General features: G+C 52.9%; 20 protein-coding genes. 7 read left to right on the top strand and 13 right to left on the bottom strand.

Annotated features, from left to right (window positions below):
• Positions 1-88: 88 nt before the first annotated feature.
• The 4 genes from rpoH to ftsY form a co-directional block, all read right to left on the bottom strand.
• Positions 89-943 (bottom strand): RNA polymerase sigma factor RpoH, encoded by an 855-nt coding sequence (rpoH, locus tag ACJJI5_RS01970; RefSeq protein WP_282930650.1) that lies wholly within the window; start codon positions 941-943, stop codon positions 89-91.
• Positions 944-1,165: 222 nt separating this feature from the next.
• The gene (gene ftsX / locus ACJJI5_RS01965; protein ID WP_445355388.1) at positions 1,166-2,182 is read right to left on the bottom strand and encodes a permease-like cell division protein FtsX; all 1,017 of its coding nucleotides are present in this window, start codon (positions 2,180-2,182) and stop codon (positions 1,166-1,168) included.
• The gene (ftsE, locus tag ACJJI5_RS01960; RefSeq protein ID WP_282930649.1) at positions 2,163-2,849 is read right to left on the bottom strand and encodes a cell division ATP-binding protein FtsE; all 687 of its coding nucleotides are present in this window, start codon (positions 2,847-2,849) and stop codon (positions 2,163-2,165) included. Before ftsE ends, ftsX begins: the two co-directional genes overlap by 20 nt.
• A 36-nt stretch (positions 2,850-2,885) precedes the next feature.
• Positions 2,886-3,932, bottom strand: a complete 1,047-nt coding sequence (ftsY, locus tag ACJJI5_RS01955; protein ID WP_445356297.1) for a signal recognition particle-docking protein FtsY — start codon at positions 3,930-3,932, stop codon at positions 2,886-2,888.
• Between the two features lie 412 nt (positions 3,933-4,344).
• Here ftsY and rsmD point away from each other — a divergent pair, with 412 nt between their 5' ends.
• The 3 genes from rsmD to ggt all read left to right on the top strand — a co-directional run bounded on the left by rsmD (position 4,345) and on the right by ggt (position 7,285).
• A complete protein-coding gene (rsmD, locus tag ACJJI5_RS01950) occupies positions 4,345-4,935 on the top strand; it encodes a 16S rRNA (guanine(966)-N(2))-methyltransferase RsmD (protein ID WP_445355387.1) in 591 nt (196 codons plus the stop codon).
• Positions 4,936-5,021: 86 nt separating this feature from the next.
• Positions 5,022-5,498, top strand: a complete 477-nt coding sequence (gene coaD, locus ACJJI5_RS01945) for a pantetheine-phosphate adenylyltransferase (RefSeq protein ID WP_282930647.1) — start codon at positions 5,022-5,024, stop codon at positions 5,496-5,498.
• Positions 5,499-5,560: 62 nt separating this feature from the next.
• On the top strand, positions 5,561-7,285 hold the full coding sequence (gene ggt, locus ACJJI5_RS01940) for a gamma-glutamyltransferase (RefSeq protein WP_445355386.1): 1,725 nt from the start codon (positions 5,561-5,563) through the stop codon (positions 7,283-7,285).
• 46 nt (positions 7,286-7,331) lie between these two features.
• Here the strand turns inward: ggt and ACJJI5_RS01935 are convergent, their stop codons facing one another.
• The 7 genes from ACJJI5_RS01935 to radC all read right to left on the bottom strand — a co-directional run bounded on the left by ACJJI5_RS01935 (position 7,332) and on the right by radC (position 12,024).
• On the bottom strand, positions 7,332-8,771 hold the full coding sequence (locus ACJJI5_RS01935; RefSeq protein ID WP_445356296.1) for an amidohydrolase family protein: 1,440 nt from the start codon (positions 8,769-8,771) through the stop codon (positions 7,332-7,334).
• A gap of 237 nt (positions 8,772-9,008) precedes the next feature.
• Positions 9,009-9,557 (bottom strand): disulfide bond formation protein B, encoded by a 549-nt coding sequence (locus ACJJI5_RS01930; RefSeq protein WP_445355385.1) that lies wholly within the window; start codon positions 9,555-9,557, stop codon positions 9,009-9,011.
• A gap of 11 nt (positions 9,558-9,568) precedes the next feature.
• Complete coding sequence (locus ACJJI5_RS01925) at positions 9,569-9,721, bottom strand: DUF5993 family protein (RefSeq protein WP_444895664.1); 153 nt, start codon at positions 9,719-9,721, stop codon at positions 9,569-9,571.
• A 71-nt stretch (positions 9,722-9,792) separates the two neighbouring features.
• Positions 9,793-10,608 (bottom strand): bifunctional DNA-formamidopyrimidine glycosylase/DNA-(apurinic or apyrimidinic site) lyase, encoded by an 816-nt coding sequence (gene mutM, locus ACJJI5_RS01920; RefSeq protein ID WP_444911810.1) that lies wholly within the window; start codon positions 10,606-10,608, stop codon positions 9,793-9,795.
• A 97-nt stretch (positions 10,609-10,705) separates the two neighbouring features.
• Positions 10,706-10,861, bottom strand: a complete 156-nt coding sequence (gene rpmG, locus ACJJI5_RS01915) for a 50S ribosomal protein L33 (protein ID WP_020413983.1) — start codon at positions 10,859-10,861, stop codon at positions 10,706-10,708.
• Between the two features lie 36 nt (positions 10,862-10,897).
• Positions 10,898-11,134 (bottom strand): 50S ribosomal protein L28, encoded by a 237-nt coding sequence (gene rpmB / locus ACJJI5_RS01910; protein ID WP_020413982.1) that lies wholly within the window; start codon positions 11,132-11,134, stop codon positions 10,898-10,900.
• 215 nt (positions 11,135-11,349) lie between these two features.
• Positions 11,350-12,024 carry a RadC family protein gene (gene radC / locus ACJJI5_RS01905; protein WP_413663818.1) on the bottom strand — a complete coding sequence of 225 codons (675 nt, stop codon included), beginning with the start codon at positions 12,022-12,024 and terminating at the stop codon, positions 11,350-11,352.
• 148 nt (positions 12,025-12,172) lie between these two features.
• Between radC and coaBC the strand changes: the two genes are divergently transcribed.
• The 4 genes from coaBC to slmA all read left to right on the top strand — a co-directional run bounded on the left by coaBC (position 12,173) and on the right by slmA (position 17,603).
• The gene (gene coaBC, locus ACJJI5_RS01900) at positions 12,173-13,378 is read left to right on the top strand and encodes a bifunctional phosphopantothenoylcysteine decarboxylase/phosphopantothenate--cysteine ligase CoaBC (RefSeq protein WP_413665903.1); all 1,206 of its coding nucleotides are present in this window, start codon (positions 12,173-12,175) and stop codon (positions 13,376-13,378) included.
• A gap of 65 nt (positions 13,379-13,443) precedes the next feature.
• The gene (locus tag ACJJI5_RS01895; RefSeq protein WP_445355384.1) at positions 13,444-15,819 is read left to right on the top strand and encodes a phosphomannomutase/phosphoglucomutase; all 2,376 of its coding nucleotides are present in this window, start codon (positions 13,444-13,446) and stop codon (positions 15,817-15,819) included.
• Between the two features lie 146 nt (positions 15,820-15,965).
• Complete coding sequence (gene argB, locus ACJJI5_RS01890) at positions 15,966-16,883, top strand: acetylglutamate kinase (RefSeq protein WP_413663820.1); 918 nt, start codon at positions 15,966-15,968, stop codon at positions 16,881-16,883.
• A 111-nt stretch (positions 16,884-16,994) separates the two neighbouring features.
• Positions 16,995-17,603: a nucleoid occlusion factor SlmA gene (slmA, locus tag ACJJI5_RS01885; protein WP_108735025.1), complete on the top strand. Its 609-nt coding sequence runs from the start codon at positions 16,995-16,997 to the stop codon at positions 17,601-17,603.
• A gap of 64 nt (positions 17,604-17,667) precedes the next feature.
• Here slmA and ACJJI5_RS01880 read toward each other — a convergent pair whose 3' ends face one another.
• Together ACJJI5_RS01880 and pyrE are read right to left on the bottom strand one after the other, a co-directional pair.
• Entirely contained in the window at positions 17,668-18,264 is a 597-nt protein-coding gene (locus ACJJI5_RS01880; RefSeq protein ID WP_445355383.1) for a hypothetical protein, read from the bottom strand.
• A gap of 47 nt (positions 18,265-18,311) precedes the next feature.
• Positions 18,312-18,965 carry an orotate phosphoribosyltransferase gene (gene pyrE / locus ACJJI5_RS01875; RefSeq protein ID WP_413663822.1) on the bottom strand — a complete coding sequence of 218 codons (654 nt, stop codon included), beginning with the start codon at positions 18,963-18,965 and terminating at the stop codon, positions 18,312-18,314.
• Between the last annotated feature and the right edge of the window lie 88 nt (positions 18,966-19,053).

Here is a 19,053-nt window from a genome sequence, read left to right as displayed (position 1 = left end):
CCCAGTGGTGACAGGTATGCCTGTAACAGGCGGGACAAAAAAAACCGCGCTACTGCGCGGTTTTCTACCCGTGTACCAGAACGCCGATTTAGGCTTCCATAGCAGCACGCACTTTCTTCATGGCATTTTTTTCCAGCTGGCGAATTCGCTCAGCGGAAACACCATACTTATCAGCCAACTCATGCAATGTGGATTTCTCCTCACTGAGCCAGCGGGCCTGAATAATATCGCGGCTGCGATCATCCAGTTGTGCCATAGCACTGGCGAGGCTGGTCAAGTTGGTTTCCTGCCAGTTATCCCGCTCAAGCTGGGCGGCCGGATCAAAACTGCGGTCTTCCAGGTAGTGAGCCGGTGCCTGCCAGGCGGTATCGTCATCGTCATCGACACCCGCATCAAAAGCCGCATCGTGTGCAGCCAGGCGGCCTTCCATTTCATGGACCTGGGTAACATCCACATTCAGGTCTTTGGCGACGGCTTTAGCTTCTGCATTGGTCAACCAGGCGAGTTTTTTCTTCTGACCGCGCAGGTTGAAGAATAATTTGCGCTGCGCCTTGGTGGTGGCAATTTTGACAATACGCCAGTTGCGCAGGATAAATTCGTGGATTTCAGCTTTAATCCAATGTACCGCAAAGGATACCAGGCGCACTCCCTTTTCGGGATTGAAGCGTTTGACGGCCTTCATCAAACCGACATTACCTTCCTGAATCAGGTCGGCTTCATTGAGCCCGTAGCCGGAATAAGATTTGGCGATATGCACTACAAAGCGCAGGTGTGACATGACCAGCTGGCGTGCAGCATCGAGATTTTCGCGGTAATAGAGGTCTTCTGCCAGGTGCTTTTCCTGTTCAGCGGTCAGTACGTCAAAACCACTGACGGTCTGGATATAAGCTCCCAGGTTGGCGCCCGGAGACAGCGTATGCACTGGCTGTAGGCTGGTTCCCATTCAGGTCTCTCCTGTCATTATTAGTCGGCCGATCCTACCGGCTGCTGCCGACGGATACTGTATCCGGCGACAAGCTGGACTCAGTGTAGCACTTGCACGGGCAGATAAGAAAGCCCGCCAACAACTACCGTATTCTGTTGTATTTCGCGGGATTAGAGGGGCTTTTTACGCCTCAGGTTCCCTTTGCCAGAACACTTTACCCTTCTTGATCAGACTGATCGGTCAGCGAGGCTCTATCTTGCGAGTGTGTCGCGCTACCGCAAGCCAGGCTCCTAATAGGCCCAGCGAGGAGGCCCCCAGCGTTAATTGAAAGAAGTAACTGGCTCCCGGCCCTCTCAATTCGAAGCTGCTGCCATAACTTGATGACAGACTCTCAACTGGCCCAGACAACATAGCCACACCACCTGCAAGCAACAGCCACGCCAACAGCCCGCCAAATAGTCCATAGCAAATGCCACTGTAAAGGAACGGCCGCCGCACAAACGCGTTAGTGCCGCCGACGAGCTTTACTACCAGAATCTCCTCCCGGCGACTTTCGATATGCAGTCGTATGGTATTGATCACCACCAATACCACCCCCAGCGCCAATAACAGGGCTAGACCTGCGGAGAGACGCTGTCCCAGTTCGGTGATCTGGGCGAGGCGCTGGACCCAGGCAAGATCCAAGACCACTGAATCCGTCAGTGCCTGGGCTCTCAGATTCTCCACCAAAGCCTGAAGTTTATCGCCGTCCTTCGCATCCCTTGGCCGCAGCAACAGCACTGCCGGCAGGGGGTTGGCATCCAGGCCAACCAATACATCCCCAAGCCCCGAGGCCTGTTCAAACTCTGCCAGGGCATCTTCCGGGGAGACATAAGTTACCTCCGCGATAGCGGGATCACTGCGCAATTTGTCGGCCAGGGAATTAACCGCAGCCGGTCTCGCATTTTTGTGTAGAAAAACAGAAATTTGTGGCTGCCCATCCCAACCGGCCACCGCACGCTGGAAATTCAACAATCCCAATTGCAATGCCGCCGGCAGGGCCAGGGCAATAGCAATCACCAGCGCCGTCATTGCACTGGCCATGGGTGCGCTAAAAAATCGACTGACAGAGTCGGCAGCCATCTCACGGTGGTGCCCCAACCAGCTATTCCATCGATCGCCCAGCCCTGTTTGCGCAACAACAGCGCCGGTGCTACGCACACGCTTGTCTGCGGCAGGGTTGGCCTGCCGTTGCGCTTTAGCTTGGGTGTACTTCACGGCTCGGAACTCCGTCGTAAATCAATTGGCCAGCCTGTAGGGTCAATACCCGTCGGCGCATCCGTGCAATCAGCTCCAAGTCGTGGCTCGCCACCAGCACCGTAACCCCCACAGCGTTAAAGTCGGCGAACAACTGCATGATTTCCTGCGAGAGAGTTGGGTCCAGGTTGCCGGTGGGCTCATCGGCAACCAGTATCGCGGGCTTGTTGACGACTGCGCGGGCAATCCCAACCCGCTGCTGCTCACCACCAGATAACATAATGGGATTTTGCTTTTCCTTGTGCAGCAAGCCGACCTTATCCAGAGCTGCGCGAACCCGACGCCCTACCTCGCGCTTATTGCAACCAGCAACAGACAGGGGCAGGGCAATATTGTCAAAAACGCTGCGGTCGAATAGCAGCTGGTGATTCTGGAAGACAATACCCAGGTTGCGGCGGTAGTAGGGGATCTGGCCATTGCGCAGGCGGTTGAGATTCTGTCCGGCGACAAGAATACTGCCCTTAGTAGGGCGCTCAATCGCGGTCAGGAGTCTCAGTAAAGTACTTTTACCCGCACCGGAGTGACCGGTGAGAAACACCATATCGCCACGGGGGATTTCCAGGCTGACTCGCACCAGGGCATCCTGCCCCGATGCGTAACGCTTGTTCACATTATCGAAAGTGATCACGGCTTCTGTTGTTCTTGTTATTTCCTAGGCGAACTATCAGGCCTTATCGCGGCCAAACAGGGCGGATACGAACTCGCGAGCGCGGAATGGCTGTAGATCTTCCGCCTGCTCACCCACACCGATAAAACGCACCGGGATGCCGAAACGACGAGCCAGGGCAAAGATAACGCCGCCTTTGGCAGTACCATCCAATTTGGTCAGCACCAAGCCAGTAACGCCGGCCGCCTCACGGAACTGAGAGGCCTGGTTAATTGCATTTTGGCCAGTGCCAGCATCCAGTACCAACAGCACCTCGTGGGGCGCGCTGGGGTCCAGTTTGCCCATCACCCGGCGCACCTTGGACAACTCCTCCATCAAGTTGGATTTGGTGTGCAGGCGCCCGGCGGTATCGGCAATTACCACATCGACGCCGCGCGCCTGGGCAGACTGAACCGCATCGAAAATAACTGACGCACTATCGGCACCGGTATGCTGCGCTACAACCGGTACATCGTGACGCTGCCCCCAAACCTGCAGCTGCTCAACGGCTGCGGCACGGAATGTATCACCAGCAGCCAACATCACTGACTTGCCTTCACCGAGGAAGCGGTGGGCCAGCTTGCCAATTGTTGTGGTTTTACCCACACCGTTTACGCCCACTACCAGGATGACGTAAGGCTTTTTGCTGATATCGATTTCCAGGGGAGCATCAACACTATCGAGTAAGTCCGCCAGCTCCTGCTGCAATGCCTTGTAAAGTGCATCGCCATCGGCCAGTTCCCGACGGGATACCCGTTCGGTCAGGCGCTCGACGATCTCGCTGGTGGCCTCAACTCCCACATCTGCCATTAACAGCTGTGTTTCAAGTTCTTCCAGCAGATCTTCATCGATCTCCTTGGCCCCGAGGAACAGGTTTCCCATCCCCTCGACAAACTGGTTGCTGGTGCGGCTGAGGCCGCGACGCATACGTGCAAAGAAGCCCTCTTTCTTTTTGGCTTCCGGTTTCGGCTGCTCTTTGGCTCTGGGTTTTGGAGCTGGCTCGGGCTGAATCGGGGCTGGCTTCTCGGCCTCTTCTTTTATTACAGGCTCTGCTGCTGCAACCACCTGGGGGGCTTCGACAACGGCCTCCGGCTCGCCCGCTGCATCGGTATGCTGCGCCCAGCCGGCACTTTCCTCTTGGGGGGCAGAAGCTGGGGTAGTGGGTTCATCGATAGGGGCCTTTGCCTCCTCCAGAGCGGAAGTTTCTCCCTGGGCAGGCGACTTTTCCTCTATGTCTGAGGGCGTTTTGTCCAGCGCTGAGGGCTCTTTCTCTAGCGCTGAAGGCTCTGGGCTCTGCGCCGATGATTCCTCTTCAGACGCAGCAATGACCTCCGCCTGGGATTGCTGGGGCTCACTTTGTTCGGGCTTTCGCTTCTTCTTTTTGCGCAGGAAGTCAAAAATCATTCGTATGTCCGGATGTACCGCTTGCAGAAAGACGCTAATCTTAGCATCGCTAAGCCCCCAGTAGAGAGTTACCTTGGCCAGAAGTTCATCCCGAAAGCAAAGCCCGCAAAACCTTTCACAGTTACGCATCATTGGCGGACAGTGGCGCGGGCGAAAATTACAGTTTGCCCCAGTGGAGGGCTTGAGACCTACCGGCGACCGACTGCGGGAGGTTCTGTTTAACTGGCTGCAGTTCTACCTGCCCGACGCCCGCTGCCTGGACCTCTTTGCCGGTTCAGGAGCCCTGGGGCTGGAGGCGCTATCCCGAGGCGCCGGTTCGGTAGATTTTGTCGAGCTGAATACTCGCGCTGCGCGAACCCTGGCGGAACAGTTAAAACAGTTAAACGCCCGGGAAGCCAAAGTCCATAACTGTAGTGCAGAAGAGTTCCTCGGAAGTAATGGCAGTAAATACGACCTCGTATTTATCGATCCCCCTTTTGCTGACAATCTTTGGCAGGCAACTCTAGGCGCCCTGTCCGGCCATCTTTCGCAGGATGCATTAATCTATGTGGAAACACCGCGAGACACAGCGGTTGCATCAGTACCTGGCTGGGAACAGGAAAAAGAAAAACGTGCGGGACAAGTGTGTATGCGCTTGTTTCGCCGCACCGGCCCATCGGTTTAGGGAAGAATAAAAAGATTCGGTTTTGACCTTAGCCGTAAATTGTTTACCATTCGCATCCCATTCGGCCCGCATTTAAGCCCTGGCGTATGAAAAAAGTCGTCTATCCCGGAACCTTCGATCCTATCACCAATGGTCACTTGGACTTGGTGGAGCGCGCATGCCGCTTGTTTGACCACGTTATCGTGGCTGTGGCTGCCAGCAATCGCAAAAACCCCCTGTTCACCTTAGAGGAGCGGGTAGAACTTTCACAAAAAGTTCTCGGTCACCTGCCCAATGTCGAAGTCATTGGGTTTGATATCCTGCTCGCCGACCTGGTGCGCCAGGTAGATGCTTATGGCGTACTGCGCGGTCTGCGCGCGGTGTCCGACTTTGAATACGAGTTCCAGCTGGCCAATATGAACCGCCAGTTAGCGCCCAATATGGAAAGCCTGTTCCTGACACCGGCAGAACATTTGTCCTACATTTCATCCTCTTTAGTACGTGAAATTGCCTCTCTCGGCGGCGATGTCACCAAGTTTGTTCCGGCTGCTGTACAAAGCGCGCTGGAAGAGAAATTTCGTTAAGCCTGAATCTGGCTATTTCTGATACACTCGAGCGGATTTATCCACAATCCGCGGAGTGTTACGTGCGCAACTTTCTCGCCGCCTTTGCACTGGTTCTGAGTCCCGCTTTCGCTTTTGCCGATGAACCACAACCGGAGTTTGATACCGGTCGCACTGCCGTTAAGTCCTCAACGGCCAACTTCTATATGGCAGTCACTGCCAACCCCCACGCCAGCCGAGCTGCCGAGCAGATTCTCGCACGGGGTGGCAGTGCTGTGGATGCCGCCATTGCCGCTCAGATGGTATTGGGATTGGTAGAACCACAATCCTCCGGGATTGGTGGCGGGGCATTTATGCTTAGCTATGACGCTGCGGCAAAGAAGCTCAAGTACTACGACGGGCGCGAGACAGCCCCCTCTCAGGTAGACGAAAATTACTTTATCCGCGACAACAAGCCGCGTTCATTTTTTGAGTCTGTAATCGGCGGCTACTCGGTCGGCGTTCCCGGTGTTGTGCGAATGCTGGAAATGGCTCACGAGCGCGATGGCAAGTTACCCTGGGAGCAGTTATTTCAGCCGGCCATACACCTGGCCAAATCCGGCTTTCAGATATCACCGCGCCTTCACCAGCTGTTACTGCGCATGCCGAAGGTGGCTGCTCGACCGGAAATTGCCAGCTACTTCTTCAACAGTGATGGTAAGCCCCTGCCGGTGGGTCACAACTTGAAGAACCCGGCTTACGCGGAAACCCTGGAGGCCATTGCCCAGGGCGGTGCGGATGCCTTCTATCACGGCGACATTGCCAAGGCTATCGTCAAAGCTGTGCGCTATGACAGCGCCAACCCAGGGCTCCTGAGCCTCGAAGATATGGTTAGCTACCGGGCCAAGGAGCGCCAGCCCCTGTGTTCGGAGTTTCTCGAATATCGTGTGTGCGGTGCGGATGCCCCGTCGTCCGGAGGTACCACAGTAGGCGGCATTCTGGGCATGCTGCAACAATTCCCACTGGAGCGCTTCGAGCCTGGCAGTGATCTGCTCACCCACTTATTTATCGAAGCTTCGGAACTGGCATTTGCCGATCGCAACACCTACTCCGGTGATTCCGACTTTGTCCAAGTACCCAGTAAATCACTGGTGTCCAGGGATTATTTGGCTCGCCGCGCGCAGTTAATCGACCCGGACTCCGCCACAGCTGCGACTCCGGGTACCCCGGCCGAACTCGGGGTGAAGCGGGTGATGGCCCAGTCGCCAGAGTTGCCCAACACCAGTCATTTAGTGATTGTCGACCGCTACGGTAATGGTGTCAGTATGACGACCAGTATTGAAACCGGCTTCGGGTCGCGCCTGATGGTGAAGGGCTTCCTGCTCAACAACCAGCTCACCGATTTTTCCTTCACTCCAAAAAACAGTAGTGGGGAGCGGGTGGCCAACCGCATTCAAGCGCGCAAGAGACCACGCTCTTCCATGTCCCCCACCATCGTTTTCAACAAAGATGGCAGCATGCGCCTTCTGGTGGGTTCCCCCGGCGGTTCACGAATTATTGACTACACCGCGCGCACCATTCTCTACCATCTGGGCTTGAATATGCCGATTGCCGAAGCGATTTCTGCGGGAAATATCGGCGCTATCGGTAAGAGGGTCGAATTGGAGCCCGGCTTTTTCAGCCCCGATACTATCGAGAAACTCGAAGTCCGTGGGCACGAGGTTGTCGAAAGGGGCCTCAACAGCGGTATCCATGCAATCGCTTTGCAAAATAACAAGCTATACGGGGGAGCCGACCCCCGCCGCGAGGGCAGCGCCCAAGGGCGTTAACATTGATCAACCGAGGGGCGCACTTCCCCTCGGTTTCTTCCTCTCCTTAGCGCCTGCGGTCATAGACTTTCTGACCTTTGTAATAAGTCTGTATCACCCGGACACTACCAATATCTCGCTGCGGAATTAAAAACAGGTTTTTGTCCAAAACAATAAAGTCCGCCCACTTTCCCACCTCCAAACTACCGGTATCCTGCTCCAGGTGATTCGTAACAGCACCGGTAAAAGTGAACATTTCAATCATTGTCTCCAATGATATCTGGTTACTGACTCCAGCATGGATGTTCTGGATTGGTGACACCTCTCGCCCGGCAACATATCCCGAGTCCATAACCACGGCTATATGACGAGGCTCTGTATTAGATTTTCGACTTTCAGTTAATTGACTTTTATCATCTGGAGAAACTTTTGAGCGCGCTGCTACTGACAGCAATAAAATCGGTTTTTCCTTATCAGCTGACAATACACTCCCAGCATTATCCGAACTGATATTAAGCAGGGTGTTACGCAATCCCAACTCCCTGCCACCATCCAGGGATATCTGTATGAGTTTTTGTAGATCTGCCAACTCTTTATTACTCTTAGCATCCAGGTAAAACTGGAAATTATATGAATTAGCACGAGCAATTATCTTGGAAATAAGTTCACTCGATAGACCTGAATCACGTTGATCACCTAAACCTAACTTGTCAGCTTTCAAGCTAACCGAATTGATCTTGAAATCATCGTCAGAATATTTTTCTGCAACCTTCTGTAATTCTCTAAGTTTTTTACCAGTAACATCCATCGCTATTTCAAAGGATGCCCGGATACGCAAACTCAATTTCTCTGACGATAGTGGGCGATCGAAAGCGCTGAGATATTTATTTAAATCATTGAGCGGCATTACAGCCTGAAAAAAAGTAGTTACGCCTCTCTGGGCCGCAATATTCTTAATCTCTGAAAAACTTCGAGTTGGTTTTTCACCCTCATTATTTACGGGTATCAGACGGGAAAAAACCTCCACCGCTTCACGACCATGAAAAATACCGATGGGAAGACCATCTTCATCTTTTTCGATTCTACCGCCCCCAGAAAAATTAGACTCCATATCAATCCCAGCTGCGGCAATACCTTCAGAGTTAGTCCATACACTGGCGCCATCTTCTGAGAAAAGAATAATGGGGATCAAATCATTTATTTGATCCAATATTGCTTTATGTGGTCTGTGTGGTGCAAAAATGACATGACGCCAGCCGCTGCCAACGACAAGCTGCTTCTCGGGGTTGGCCTGAATAAATTTACGAACGCTATTCTCATACCCCTCTACAGTTTTATATGTGGATAAATCCAAACTGTCACTGATACCAACATCAGGTATTTGCTGAATAAAACCGGGCAATACCATTTTTCCACTGAGATCAGTGACCTTTGTTCCCTCTCCTACAAGGGCTTCTGCCCCCCGATCTGTACCCACATAAACAATGCGCCCATCGCGGATAGCCATTGCCGAGGCAACACTGCGGGCCGGGTCGACGGTATAGATATACGCATTCCTTAAAACGTGCTGGGCGGTTTCAACACTGGTGGCCGGCGAGGGGGATTCAGCTCGTTCACAAGCAATTAACAATAGTGAAATGAGCAGGCAGGCCAGGCGCATAGGGATACCTCACAGTTTTCCGCAATTCCCCGGGACTCGGGTCTTATCAGGAAAAGTGTAGAAAGCTCGGACACATTTGTGTGCCTAACCTCGAGACCACAACCAGTGATACCCAAATGACCCACTGGTGCAGGGACCCAGACCGCACTCGAGGAGAACCGCGATTAAATTGGCCAACACGACAGTGAAGAACGAGATGGCAATGCACTTTTCAATCAAAGTAAACTCTCTCGTGGCAAAACTTCGCCGCTTAAAGCCAAACATTAATGCAACGCCACAGTAGATCAGTAAGACAAAGAAAATCAGCGCAGACCAAGTGTATAAATGTAAGCCAAATACTGGGCTGCCAAACCCTGGATCGCCAGGGGTGATATGCAGCAATACCTGCCTGACAGCAGCAGCCAGACCGGCCAGACACGAAAGAATAACAACGCCGTAATGCTCTGCACGAATACTAAAGCGCAGGTTCAACATCAATCCCATGCCAATCATGGCAAAGGCAACACGTTGTAAGAGACAGAGAGGGCAGGGGTGTTGGTGAGATACCAACTCCATGATCAAGGCAATCCATAGGATTATGCTTACCGCTAACAGCGCCAAGCTATCCAGCCTTCTGACCATAAACACCATCATGGGCACGGTCCCTAGAAAGACAGCGACAGTGCTCGCGTCATATGATATCCACACCACATAATGAAGATTAGCAAGGTCAACAACCACCAGCCCATTGCAGAGCCGCGACGACCATTCCAAACGGCCCAAATCGACAGGGTGACCGTAAGAAAAGGCAATATCATGACCACTAAGCAGCTCCTTATCGGCAATACGATGATATTAGTATTGCCTAAAGCTGCCAGAAGGATGCGATTTAACGTTGGCAGCTAGAGCAGAAAAAGGTATTTCTCTGGCCCAAAACCATATCTTTGACTGCTCGGCCGCAAGAGGGACAGGACTCACCCGCACGGCCATAAACATTTAGCTGTTGGGCGAAATAGCCAGGTTTTCCATCGCCGCCAATAAAGTCCCGCAAGGTAGTCCCACCTTGGGCGATTGCCTGACTGAGAACCTGCTTTATGGACTCAGCCAAGCGCTGGTATCGGGCTTTGGAAATAGAACCGGCCTGTCGATCTGGGCGAATGCCCGCCAGGAAAAGAGATTCACTGGCGTAAATATTACCCACCCCCACAACGATACGGCCATCCATGACGAAGGTTTTGACAGACTGCTTACGCTTGCGCGAAGTCTCGAACAGATAGTCACCACTAAATTCTTCCGAGAGAGGCTCTGGGCCCAAATGGCTGAGTAAGTCGTGGGCCAGTGGGTCCGCCACTGTCCACAGTAGGGCACCAAAACGGCGCGGGTCGCGGTAACGCAGTGTGAGACCACTATCCAGGCGCCAGTCGATATGATCATGCTTTTCCGGTGCCTGTGCAGCCTCGACCATTCGCAGGCTGCCAGACATCCCCAGGTGCCAGATAGCGCAGCCTTTATCGGTGTGCACCAGCAGGTACTTGGCGCGGCGCTCCAGCTTCAGTATCCGGGCATTGCGGACACGGCGCTCAAAGTCTGCTTCCACGGGCCAGCGCAACTGGTGCTGGCGCACTTTTGCGGAGCGAATTTTATGCCCCTCCAGGTGAGGTTGCAGGCCTCTGAGAGTGGTTTCTACTTCTGGGAGCTCTGGCATCTTCTGGAGTTACCCTGTGTAAACTGGCTGCTCAATTTCCAATACGCACAAAAAAGCCCGGTTAGAACCGGGCTTTTTGTACAGTAGCGGTAGGCAATTATTTAATTTTGCCTTCCTTGTACATTACATGCTTGCGTACAACGGGATCGTACTTTTTGATCTCCATTTTCTCAGGCATGTTGCGCTTGTTTTTGGTAGTGGTGTAGAAATGGCCAGTACCGGCGCTGGAATTCAGACGAATCTTCTCACGCATTGCTCTATCTCCAATCTATTAGCTGGGCTACAGCCGTTACACTTTTTCGCCGCGGGCGCGCAGCTCAGTCAGCACAGCGTCGATACCTTTCTTATCGATAACGCGCATGCCTTTCGCGGAAACACGCAGCTTCACAAAACGCTTCTCGGATTCAACCCAGAAACGGTGGCTGTGCAGGTTCGGCACAAAGCGACGCTTGGTGCGGTTCTTAGCGTGGGATACATTGTTTCCGGTGACCGGACGCTTACCGGTTACCTGACATACCTTGGACATCTGTTGGCCTCTTCAAAACGCTTGTGCCCGCATGGCGCCAATCCTGAAGAGGAAAAGGTAGTGCGGGAACATAAAAATCGGGATTCTAATCCGGTTCCTGGATGGCGGCGGAACCTGTGCAGAATCTGGCCCGGCCGCAAAGAGCGGCGTTTTATACCAAAAGAGCCCGTAGGGAGCAAGTTTTGTACAACATTTCAACGCCGGGAACGACACCTTTACATCAATCCCTGCTCTGCAAAGGATAGCGCCTTGCCCTCACCGACGATCAAATGGTCCAGAACCTTGATATCCACCAGCTCTAGTGCCTGGGTCAAACGCTCGGTAATCCAGATATCTGCCTGGCTGGGCTCACTGACACCAGACGGGTGGTTGTGCGCCAAAATAACCGCCGCAGCTCCCTTCAACAGCGCTTGCTGTACTACTTCGCGCGGGTAGACATTCGCTGCATTCAGAGTCCCCTCGAACAGCTCCTCAAAAGCGATCACCCGGTGTTGATTATCCAGGTAGAGGCAGCAGAACACTTCCCTGCGCCGGTGCCTGAGCTGGATTGCCAGGTAATCCCTGACCGCCCCGGGACTGCACAGTGCGCTGCCGTGCTGTATCGTCTCCGCCAAGTGCCGCTTGGCCATTTCCAGCGCCGCTTGCAACTGTGCAAACTTGGCGTCGCCGAGCCCTCGCGCGCGGCAAAAGTCATCTCGCTCGGCCTCTAATAGAGGGCGCAAGCCACCAAAATCATTGAGAAGTCTCCTGGCCAGATCCACTGCTGAGAGGCCGGGTAGCCCCACGCGCAGAAAAATTGCCAACAACTCTGCATCCGACAGGGCTTCAGCCCCTCTCTCCAACAGCTTTTCCCGAGGCCTCTCACCTGCCGGCCAGTCCTTTATTTTCATTTGTAGCCCAGTTAGTCAGTGTCTTATCTATCGCACATCTACTGAACACCTCTTCCACGCTGCACCTTTGTAGCACTACTGCAGTCTTATAAGAAACGACACAGAAATGCTAATCTTACCGGCTCGCACCAAATCGGAAACAGCATTTATGTCCTCTCTGGCCGACAAACGCATACTTTTAGGTATCAGCGGTGGAATTGCCGCCTATAAGAGTGCCGACCTGGTTCGCCGGCTCAAAGAGCGCGGTGCCGATGTCCGAGTGGTAATGAGCGCCGGAGCACAGGAGTTTGTACAGCCACTGACCTTTCAGGCGCTATCCGCTAACCCGGTGCATACAGACTTGTTGGATCCCTCGGCAGAAGCCGCTATGGGTCATATCGAACTGGCGAAATGGGCTGATCTTATCCTGATTGCTCCAGCCAGTGCCCAGGTAATGGCAAAGTTGGCTGCCGGTATGGCTGATGACCTCTTAACCACCCTTTGTTTGGCCAGCGAAGCCCCCCTGGCCCTGGCACCAGCCATGAACCAAGCCATGTGGCGCCACGCAGCTACCTCAGCCAATGCTCAGACCCTAAAGGAGCGCGGAGTCATATTCTGGGGCCCAGGCGCGGGTAGCCAGGCCTGTGGCGACGTGGGCCCCGGCCGTATGCTGGAACCAGAAAACCTGGCGGAACACACTGAATCCCTTTTTCACACAAGCCACTCACTGCAGGGCCGCAAAGTAGTAATCACTGCCGGCCCTACCAGGGAAGCCATTGACCCAGTGAGATTCCTCAGCAACCACAGCTCTGGAAAAATGGGCTTCGCCCTGGCTGCGGCGGCGCAGAGTGCCGGTGCCGAAGTGACGTTGATTGCCGGCCCCGTAAATTTGGATACGCCGCCAAAGGTCAATCGTATCGATGTTATCAGCGCCCAGGATATGTATGAGGCCGCCAAAAGTGCCGCCGATCACTGCGATATCTTTATCAGTGCAGCAGCCGTTGCTGATTTCCGGCCGGCCCAAGTCGCTGAGCAGAAAATCAAAAAGAAAGACGGGCAAGATGATGATGCAATTGCCCTCATCAAAAATCCCGATATTGTTGCAGCCATAGCCACGCGTACTGAGCTACGGCCTTTCACTATCGGGTTCGCCGCAGAGACAGAACAGGTTCTCGCCCACGCCCAGAGCAAGCTGCAGCGGAAAAACCTCGATATGATCATTGCCAACGATGTGAGCCAATCGGATTCGGGATTTAACAGCGATCACAACGCTGTCACTGTGATAGATGCGGATGGTCAGAGCCGACTGGCTCCCGCATTAAAGACCGACCTAGCCCGACAGCTCATTGAACTCATCGCCTCCAAGGCTCAGTGACAACATTTACGCTCAAATCAGGGATATCTGTGGGCTCCAACAACAAAAAGAAACCAGGCGGTACCATGCAGAAAGGGTTATTTTTACCGTTATTATTAGTAGTTGTCGCTTGGCTGGGCGGTGCCTATCTGTTAATCCAGTATCTTGTAATACCCCACAATCATTCGCAGATTGAGCTAGCCGCCAAGCAAAAAACTGCCGAACTAGCTGAAGTCGTGCAGTCTTACGTCGCAGACTATTCGAAGCGCCTGCAGGCCCTTGGATCAAGGAAGCTCCCTGCAGCAACACTGATTGAATCTACCAAACTACCTGAGCAGGTATCCCTCCAGGCCTTTTCTTCCGAACAGGTTCGAGTGGGCTCAGGGCAAAATCCCTCCCTGAACTTTGCCTTGATCGATCTGTTAAAGCGCAGTCAGGAAACACCTGAGCAACCGATGGAAGTACTGCGTACAGGTGTGGAAAATAGCTGGCAACTTCATAGTGTTATCACCCTGGAAAATGAACAACTACTGGCTACCCAACCCTTTTCCGTGCTGGAAAACATTTTAAAAAGTCTGGGCGGTAGTCATGGACAAGTTCAGTTAATGCAGAAGTTTCCCGATGCCCACCGACAAACACTGTGGCGCGCAGGCATAGGAAAAGGCTACAACACTGTAGAGCAACTTGAGGACAGCTATTTAAGCCTCCACTTCAGTCCCTCCCAAACCTTTGTCGAACAGCACAGTCTGCCCACATCCTGGATTTACATCGGAGCCGGTATTGGAATATTGGTGAGCCTATTCGCCCTACTGAAATTCCTACCTCGCGATTCGAGAGCCCCATGGGAAAGAAGTAAGGATGCTAGTGGCAGCGAGCTTAATAAGGCACACCCACAAGCCTCTGATGGAGGAACTACACAGGCTTCCAATACAGATTTTCTGCCGCAGAGCTTGGCCTCAGCACCCAGTATCTCGGACTCTGATTCGGAGAACTCAGAAAGCGAAGAAAAAGAAAATAGTTCAAAGGACTTGCCAGAAAGTGACGATGACAAGCCCGAGCTGCCTCTGACCTCTGAGTATCCCCAGCATGTTTTCCGTGCCTACGATATCCGTGGAATCGCCGGGCAGGAAATCAACGAACCTTTTGCCTATCAACTAGGTAGAGCGCTCGGCACCCTGGCACAGCACGCTGGAGAACATCTCTTACTAGTTGGCCGAGATGGACGCAATAGCAGTGAGACACTTAGCCAGTGCCTGATTGAGGGAATTCTAGATAGTGGCTGCAACTCTATTAATCTCGGCCTGATTCCATCACCACTTCTCTATTACGCTTGTGCGAAAGGAAAAAATACCAGTAGCGGGGTCATTGTTACCGCAAGCCACAACCCTGCGGAATACAACGGCTTTAAGATCGTACTGAAAGGTCGCGCCCTGGCGGAAGACAAGCTACAGGGGCTCTACCAGTTGATGAAAAAAGGCCCATTCAAAAGTGGGGAAGGCGCCAATCGGGAGCAAGAAATCACCGATAAATATATCGATGAAGTTTTCAATAATGTCGCCCTCGCCGGGCAACCGCACTTGGTTATCGATGCTGGCAATGGCGCCACCTCTAACCTGGCTCCCCGCCTCTTTGAGCAGCTCGGCTGTGCAGTAACACCGATCTATTGTGAGGTGGATGGCAACTTCCCCAATCACGCACCGGACCCCTCCAGGCCAGAAAACCTCGAAGCCTTGACTGAAAAGGTTCTGGCTACAGGAGCAGATCTGGGCGTGGCCCTGGATGGTGATGGTGATCGTGTTACCCTAATTTCAAGCAGCGGCCGTATCGCTTGGGCAGACCAACTGGTTATGTTGCTGGCAAGGGATATCCTTGCGCGCAATCCGGGAGAAAATATTGTCTTCGACGTTAAGAGCAGTCGCAGTTTATCCCAGCTAATCAGCCAGTATGGGGGCCGCCCCATTATGTGGAAGACCGGACACTCTCCGATGAAAGCCAAGATGTTGGAGACCAAAGCCATTTTGGGCGGCGAGCTTTCCGGACATATCTTTATTAAGGACCGCTGGTTTGGTTTCGACGATGGTATCTACGCTGCTGCGCGGGTACTAGAAATTATGGCACTGCGCGAACAAAGTCTTGATGAACTCCTCGACACCTTGCCGAAAATGCACAGCACCCCTGAGATCCTGCTACCAGTAGAGGAAACTGAGAAGTTTTCACTGATAGACCAGCTGCGCGATAAGGGGAATTTTGGCAATGCCGATATCAATACTATCGACGGCCTGCGTATAGAGTTTCCCGATGGCTGGGGGCTTGTACGTGCCTCCAATACCACTAGCGCACTAACCCTGCGCTTTGAGGCTGAAAATGAACAGGCCCTGGAGCGCATCCGTACTGAGGTGATGGGACAGCTCAGAAAGATTGCTCCCGCAATTACTGTACCCGACTGGCAGCTGCTCGATTAAGATAAAACGGCGGAATAGACTGCGCCGCCATCGGGCCACTGCCCCTATTGCTTAGAAAACAATCCACCACATTTGCTTTAAATCGTTGGCGACTCAATTCAGGACCCCAAACCTGATTCCCTTTCGCCCTGTGTAAGGAACTGCCCATGTCCCTAGATCTAAACTCTGCGCTGAAAAGTGCCCAGGTCCTCAATGAAGCACTGCCCTATATCCAGCGCTTTACAGGCAAAACTATTGTGGTCAAGTTCGGTGGCAACGCCATGGTGGATGAGCAACTACAAAACAGTTTCGCGCGAGACATTATCCTGATGAAGCTGGTAGGTATGAACCCAGTGGTAGTGCACGGTGGCGGACCTCAAATCGGGCAGCTGCTAAACAAGCTCAGTATTGAGTCCCGATTCGTAGACGGAATGAGAGTCACCGATAGCGAAACCATGGATGTTGTAGAGATGGTGTTAGGGGGCACCGTCAACAAACAGATCGTCAATTTGATTAACAAAAATGGGGGCCGCGCGGTAGGTATCACCGGTAAAGACGGATTGCTGGTTAAAGCGCGAAAGTTGACCCGAAAAAATGAGAGTGCGGGACTACATGCCTCTGAAATCATTGATATCGGCCAGGTAGGGGAAGTCGAGAAAGTTAATATTGATGTGATCAATATGCTGGTTCACAGCGACTTTATCCCGGTTATCGCGCCGATCGGAGTCGACGGCAATGGGGTTTCATACAATATTAATGCCGATCTCGTCGCTGGAAAAATCGCCGAGGAATTGAAAGCAGAAAAGCTGATGTTACTCACCAACGTCGCCGGTCTGCAGGATAAGGAGGGGGAGGTTCTCACCGGACTGACTACCAATGAAGTAGAGAGCTTAATTCAGGATGGCACCATCTATGGCGGCATGCTGCCAAAAATCACCTGCGCTCTGGACGCTGTTCAGGATGGGGTAAATTCCGCTCACATCATCGACGGCCGTGTGCCCCACGCCATATTGCTCGAGATATTTACAGATCGAGGCGTGGGTACCCTGATTACCAACATAGAAGCGCAAACTGTGGACCACTAGCCCCTTGGCAATTGAAGACAGCCCGGCGAATCGGTAGGATTCCGCCGCCGTCAAAATAAGACGACAAGAGCAAAACTAAATTCCGCCCCCCAAGCGGACCAAAGGCAGTCAATGAGCAGCGAAAAAATCAATCGGCGTCAACAAATCCTGGAAGCTCTAGCACATATGCTGGAAGTCAGTCCCGGCGCACGTATTACAACAGCAGCACTGGCCAAGGAAGTTGGTTTCTCTGAAGCCGCGCTATATCGTCACTTCCCCAGTAAATCCAAGATGTTTGAAGGGCTGATCGAATTTATTGAGGAGACCATTTTCAGCCGTATCGCAATGATCCTGCAGGAGGAGCCCTCGGCTCTCAATCGCTGCCAGAAAATTCTGCAGCTCCTGCTAGCTTTCTGTGAGCGAAACCCTGGAATCACTCGCCTGCTCACAGGCGACGCGCTTACCGGTGAAACTGAAAGGCTGCATGGACGAATCCTGCAGTTATTTGATCGACTGGAAACCCAAATTAGACAGATCTTGCGCGAAGCCGAGTTGCGCGAACACCTGCGCCCAACTCTTCCTCTCGGTGGTGCTGCCAACCTGCTTTTGGCGAGCGCGGAGGGGCGTATCGTCCAATACGTGCGCAGCGGTTTTAAGCGTAAGCCTACAGAGTACTGGGCAGAACAGTGGCCCGTATTAACGGCTGGTTTCTTCCGTGAGACAGTGGCGGCAGCCAGATAACCATTTCCTCATGAGGGCTGTTTAGCGGTAGCCCTCCGAAATTATTCAGGCATTGAAAAATCAGTTAGCTCTCAACATTAAGCTCTGTGTAGCGGGCTACCGCCTTATCGAAATCAACCCCTATGGTATCTGCTTCAGCCGCACGCCGACTGAGGCGCTCCTCAAGCACTTTCATTTCTTTTTGTAGATCTGCAATTCTCTGCAACAATTCGGGAGCCACCTCACGGCCGCCCCGCTGCGTTCGTGCAGCAGAGGCTTCTTCCTGGGCAATTTGCCGGCGCAGACTGCTGATATTTGACCGCATGATAGCCATATCCTGTTCTACGACAGCCAACTTGCGCGACCGAGCACTCTCAATATCCGCAATACTGTTATAGCGCTTGAGCAACTTACGATCCGCCTCACGCTGGGCCTCCAACTTAAGCTGGGCTTGGTACTCTTCGGGACTGAGCTGCGGTGCGATTACTTCAACTACACGACCGGTAAGAGTGAGAATCTCATATCCATTTGGAACAAATTCCGGTGGAATAGCATCGTTGATCACCAGGACTCCCTGGTGATCAGTGTAGCGATACAAAACCCGGCTATTGTTACCATAAGCCTCTACAGCCAACATCAAAAGGGTGCTGACCAATAGAGGTACTAAAGGGGCGACTCGCATCGCTCTTCTCTCTGAATTAACCGGCCCACGGCTAGGGGGGGCAATATTTATTGACCCGCGACACCGTAGCGCTGCCGGTAGTCCACAATTTTCTGCAGAGTATCGCTATCATTCGACTCCTGCTCGAGAAAGCTGATCACATCGTCTAACTGCACGATGCCGACCACAGGAATATTGTACTGTCTCTCAACTTGCTGAATAGCGGAGAATTCACAATCTTCGCTAGCCTTTTCCTGGCGGTTGAGACCAATCACAACTCCCGCCGCCTCTGCGCCATGAGATTCGATAATTTGCATCACTTCGCGCACGGCTGTGCCCGCAGTAATAACATCATCGATAATCAAAACCTTGCCATTAAGCGGCGCACCCACTAAGGTTCCGCCTTCACCGTGATCCTTGGCTTCTTTTCGGTTGTAACAGAAAGGCTTATCGATCCCCTTTTGGGCTAGAGCCACAGCAGTCACCGCACCCAGCGGGATACCTTTGTAGGCCGGCCCAAAAATGACATCGAACTCCACTCCCGAAGCGATTATCGCCTCGGCATAGGCCTGCCCCAGCGCTGCCAGTGCAGCACCGGTGTGGAAACGGCCGGCATTGAAAAAGTAGGGGCTTTGACGGCCCGACTTCAATGTGAAGTCGCCGAAACACAAAACCTGATGATCCAGGGCAAGTTGGATAAAATCGCGCTGATATTGCTGCATGGAAAATTGTTAACTATTGGCTAAGGTGAAGGGAGACCTCCCCGTAGCATTCCCGGGGGTAGGCATGCATATAATGTTTCTAATGATA

Source organism: Microbulbifer maximicatervae (SeqCode), assembly GCF_052467955.1.
The sequence above is the reverse complement of the archived record's forward strand: the minus strand, read 5'-3'. Positions and strand labels throughout refer to the sequence as shown.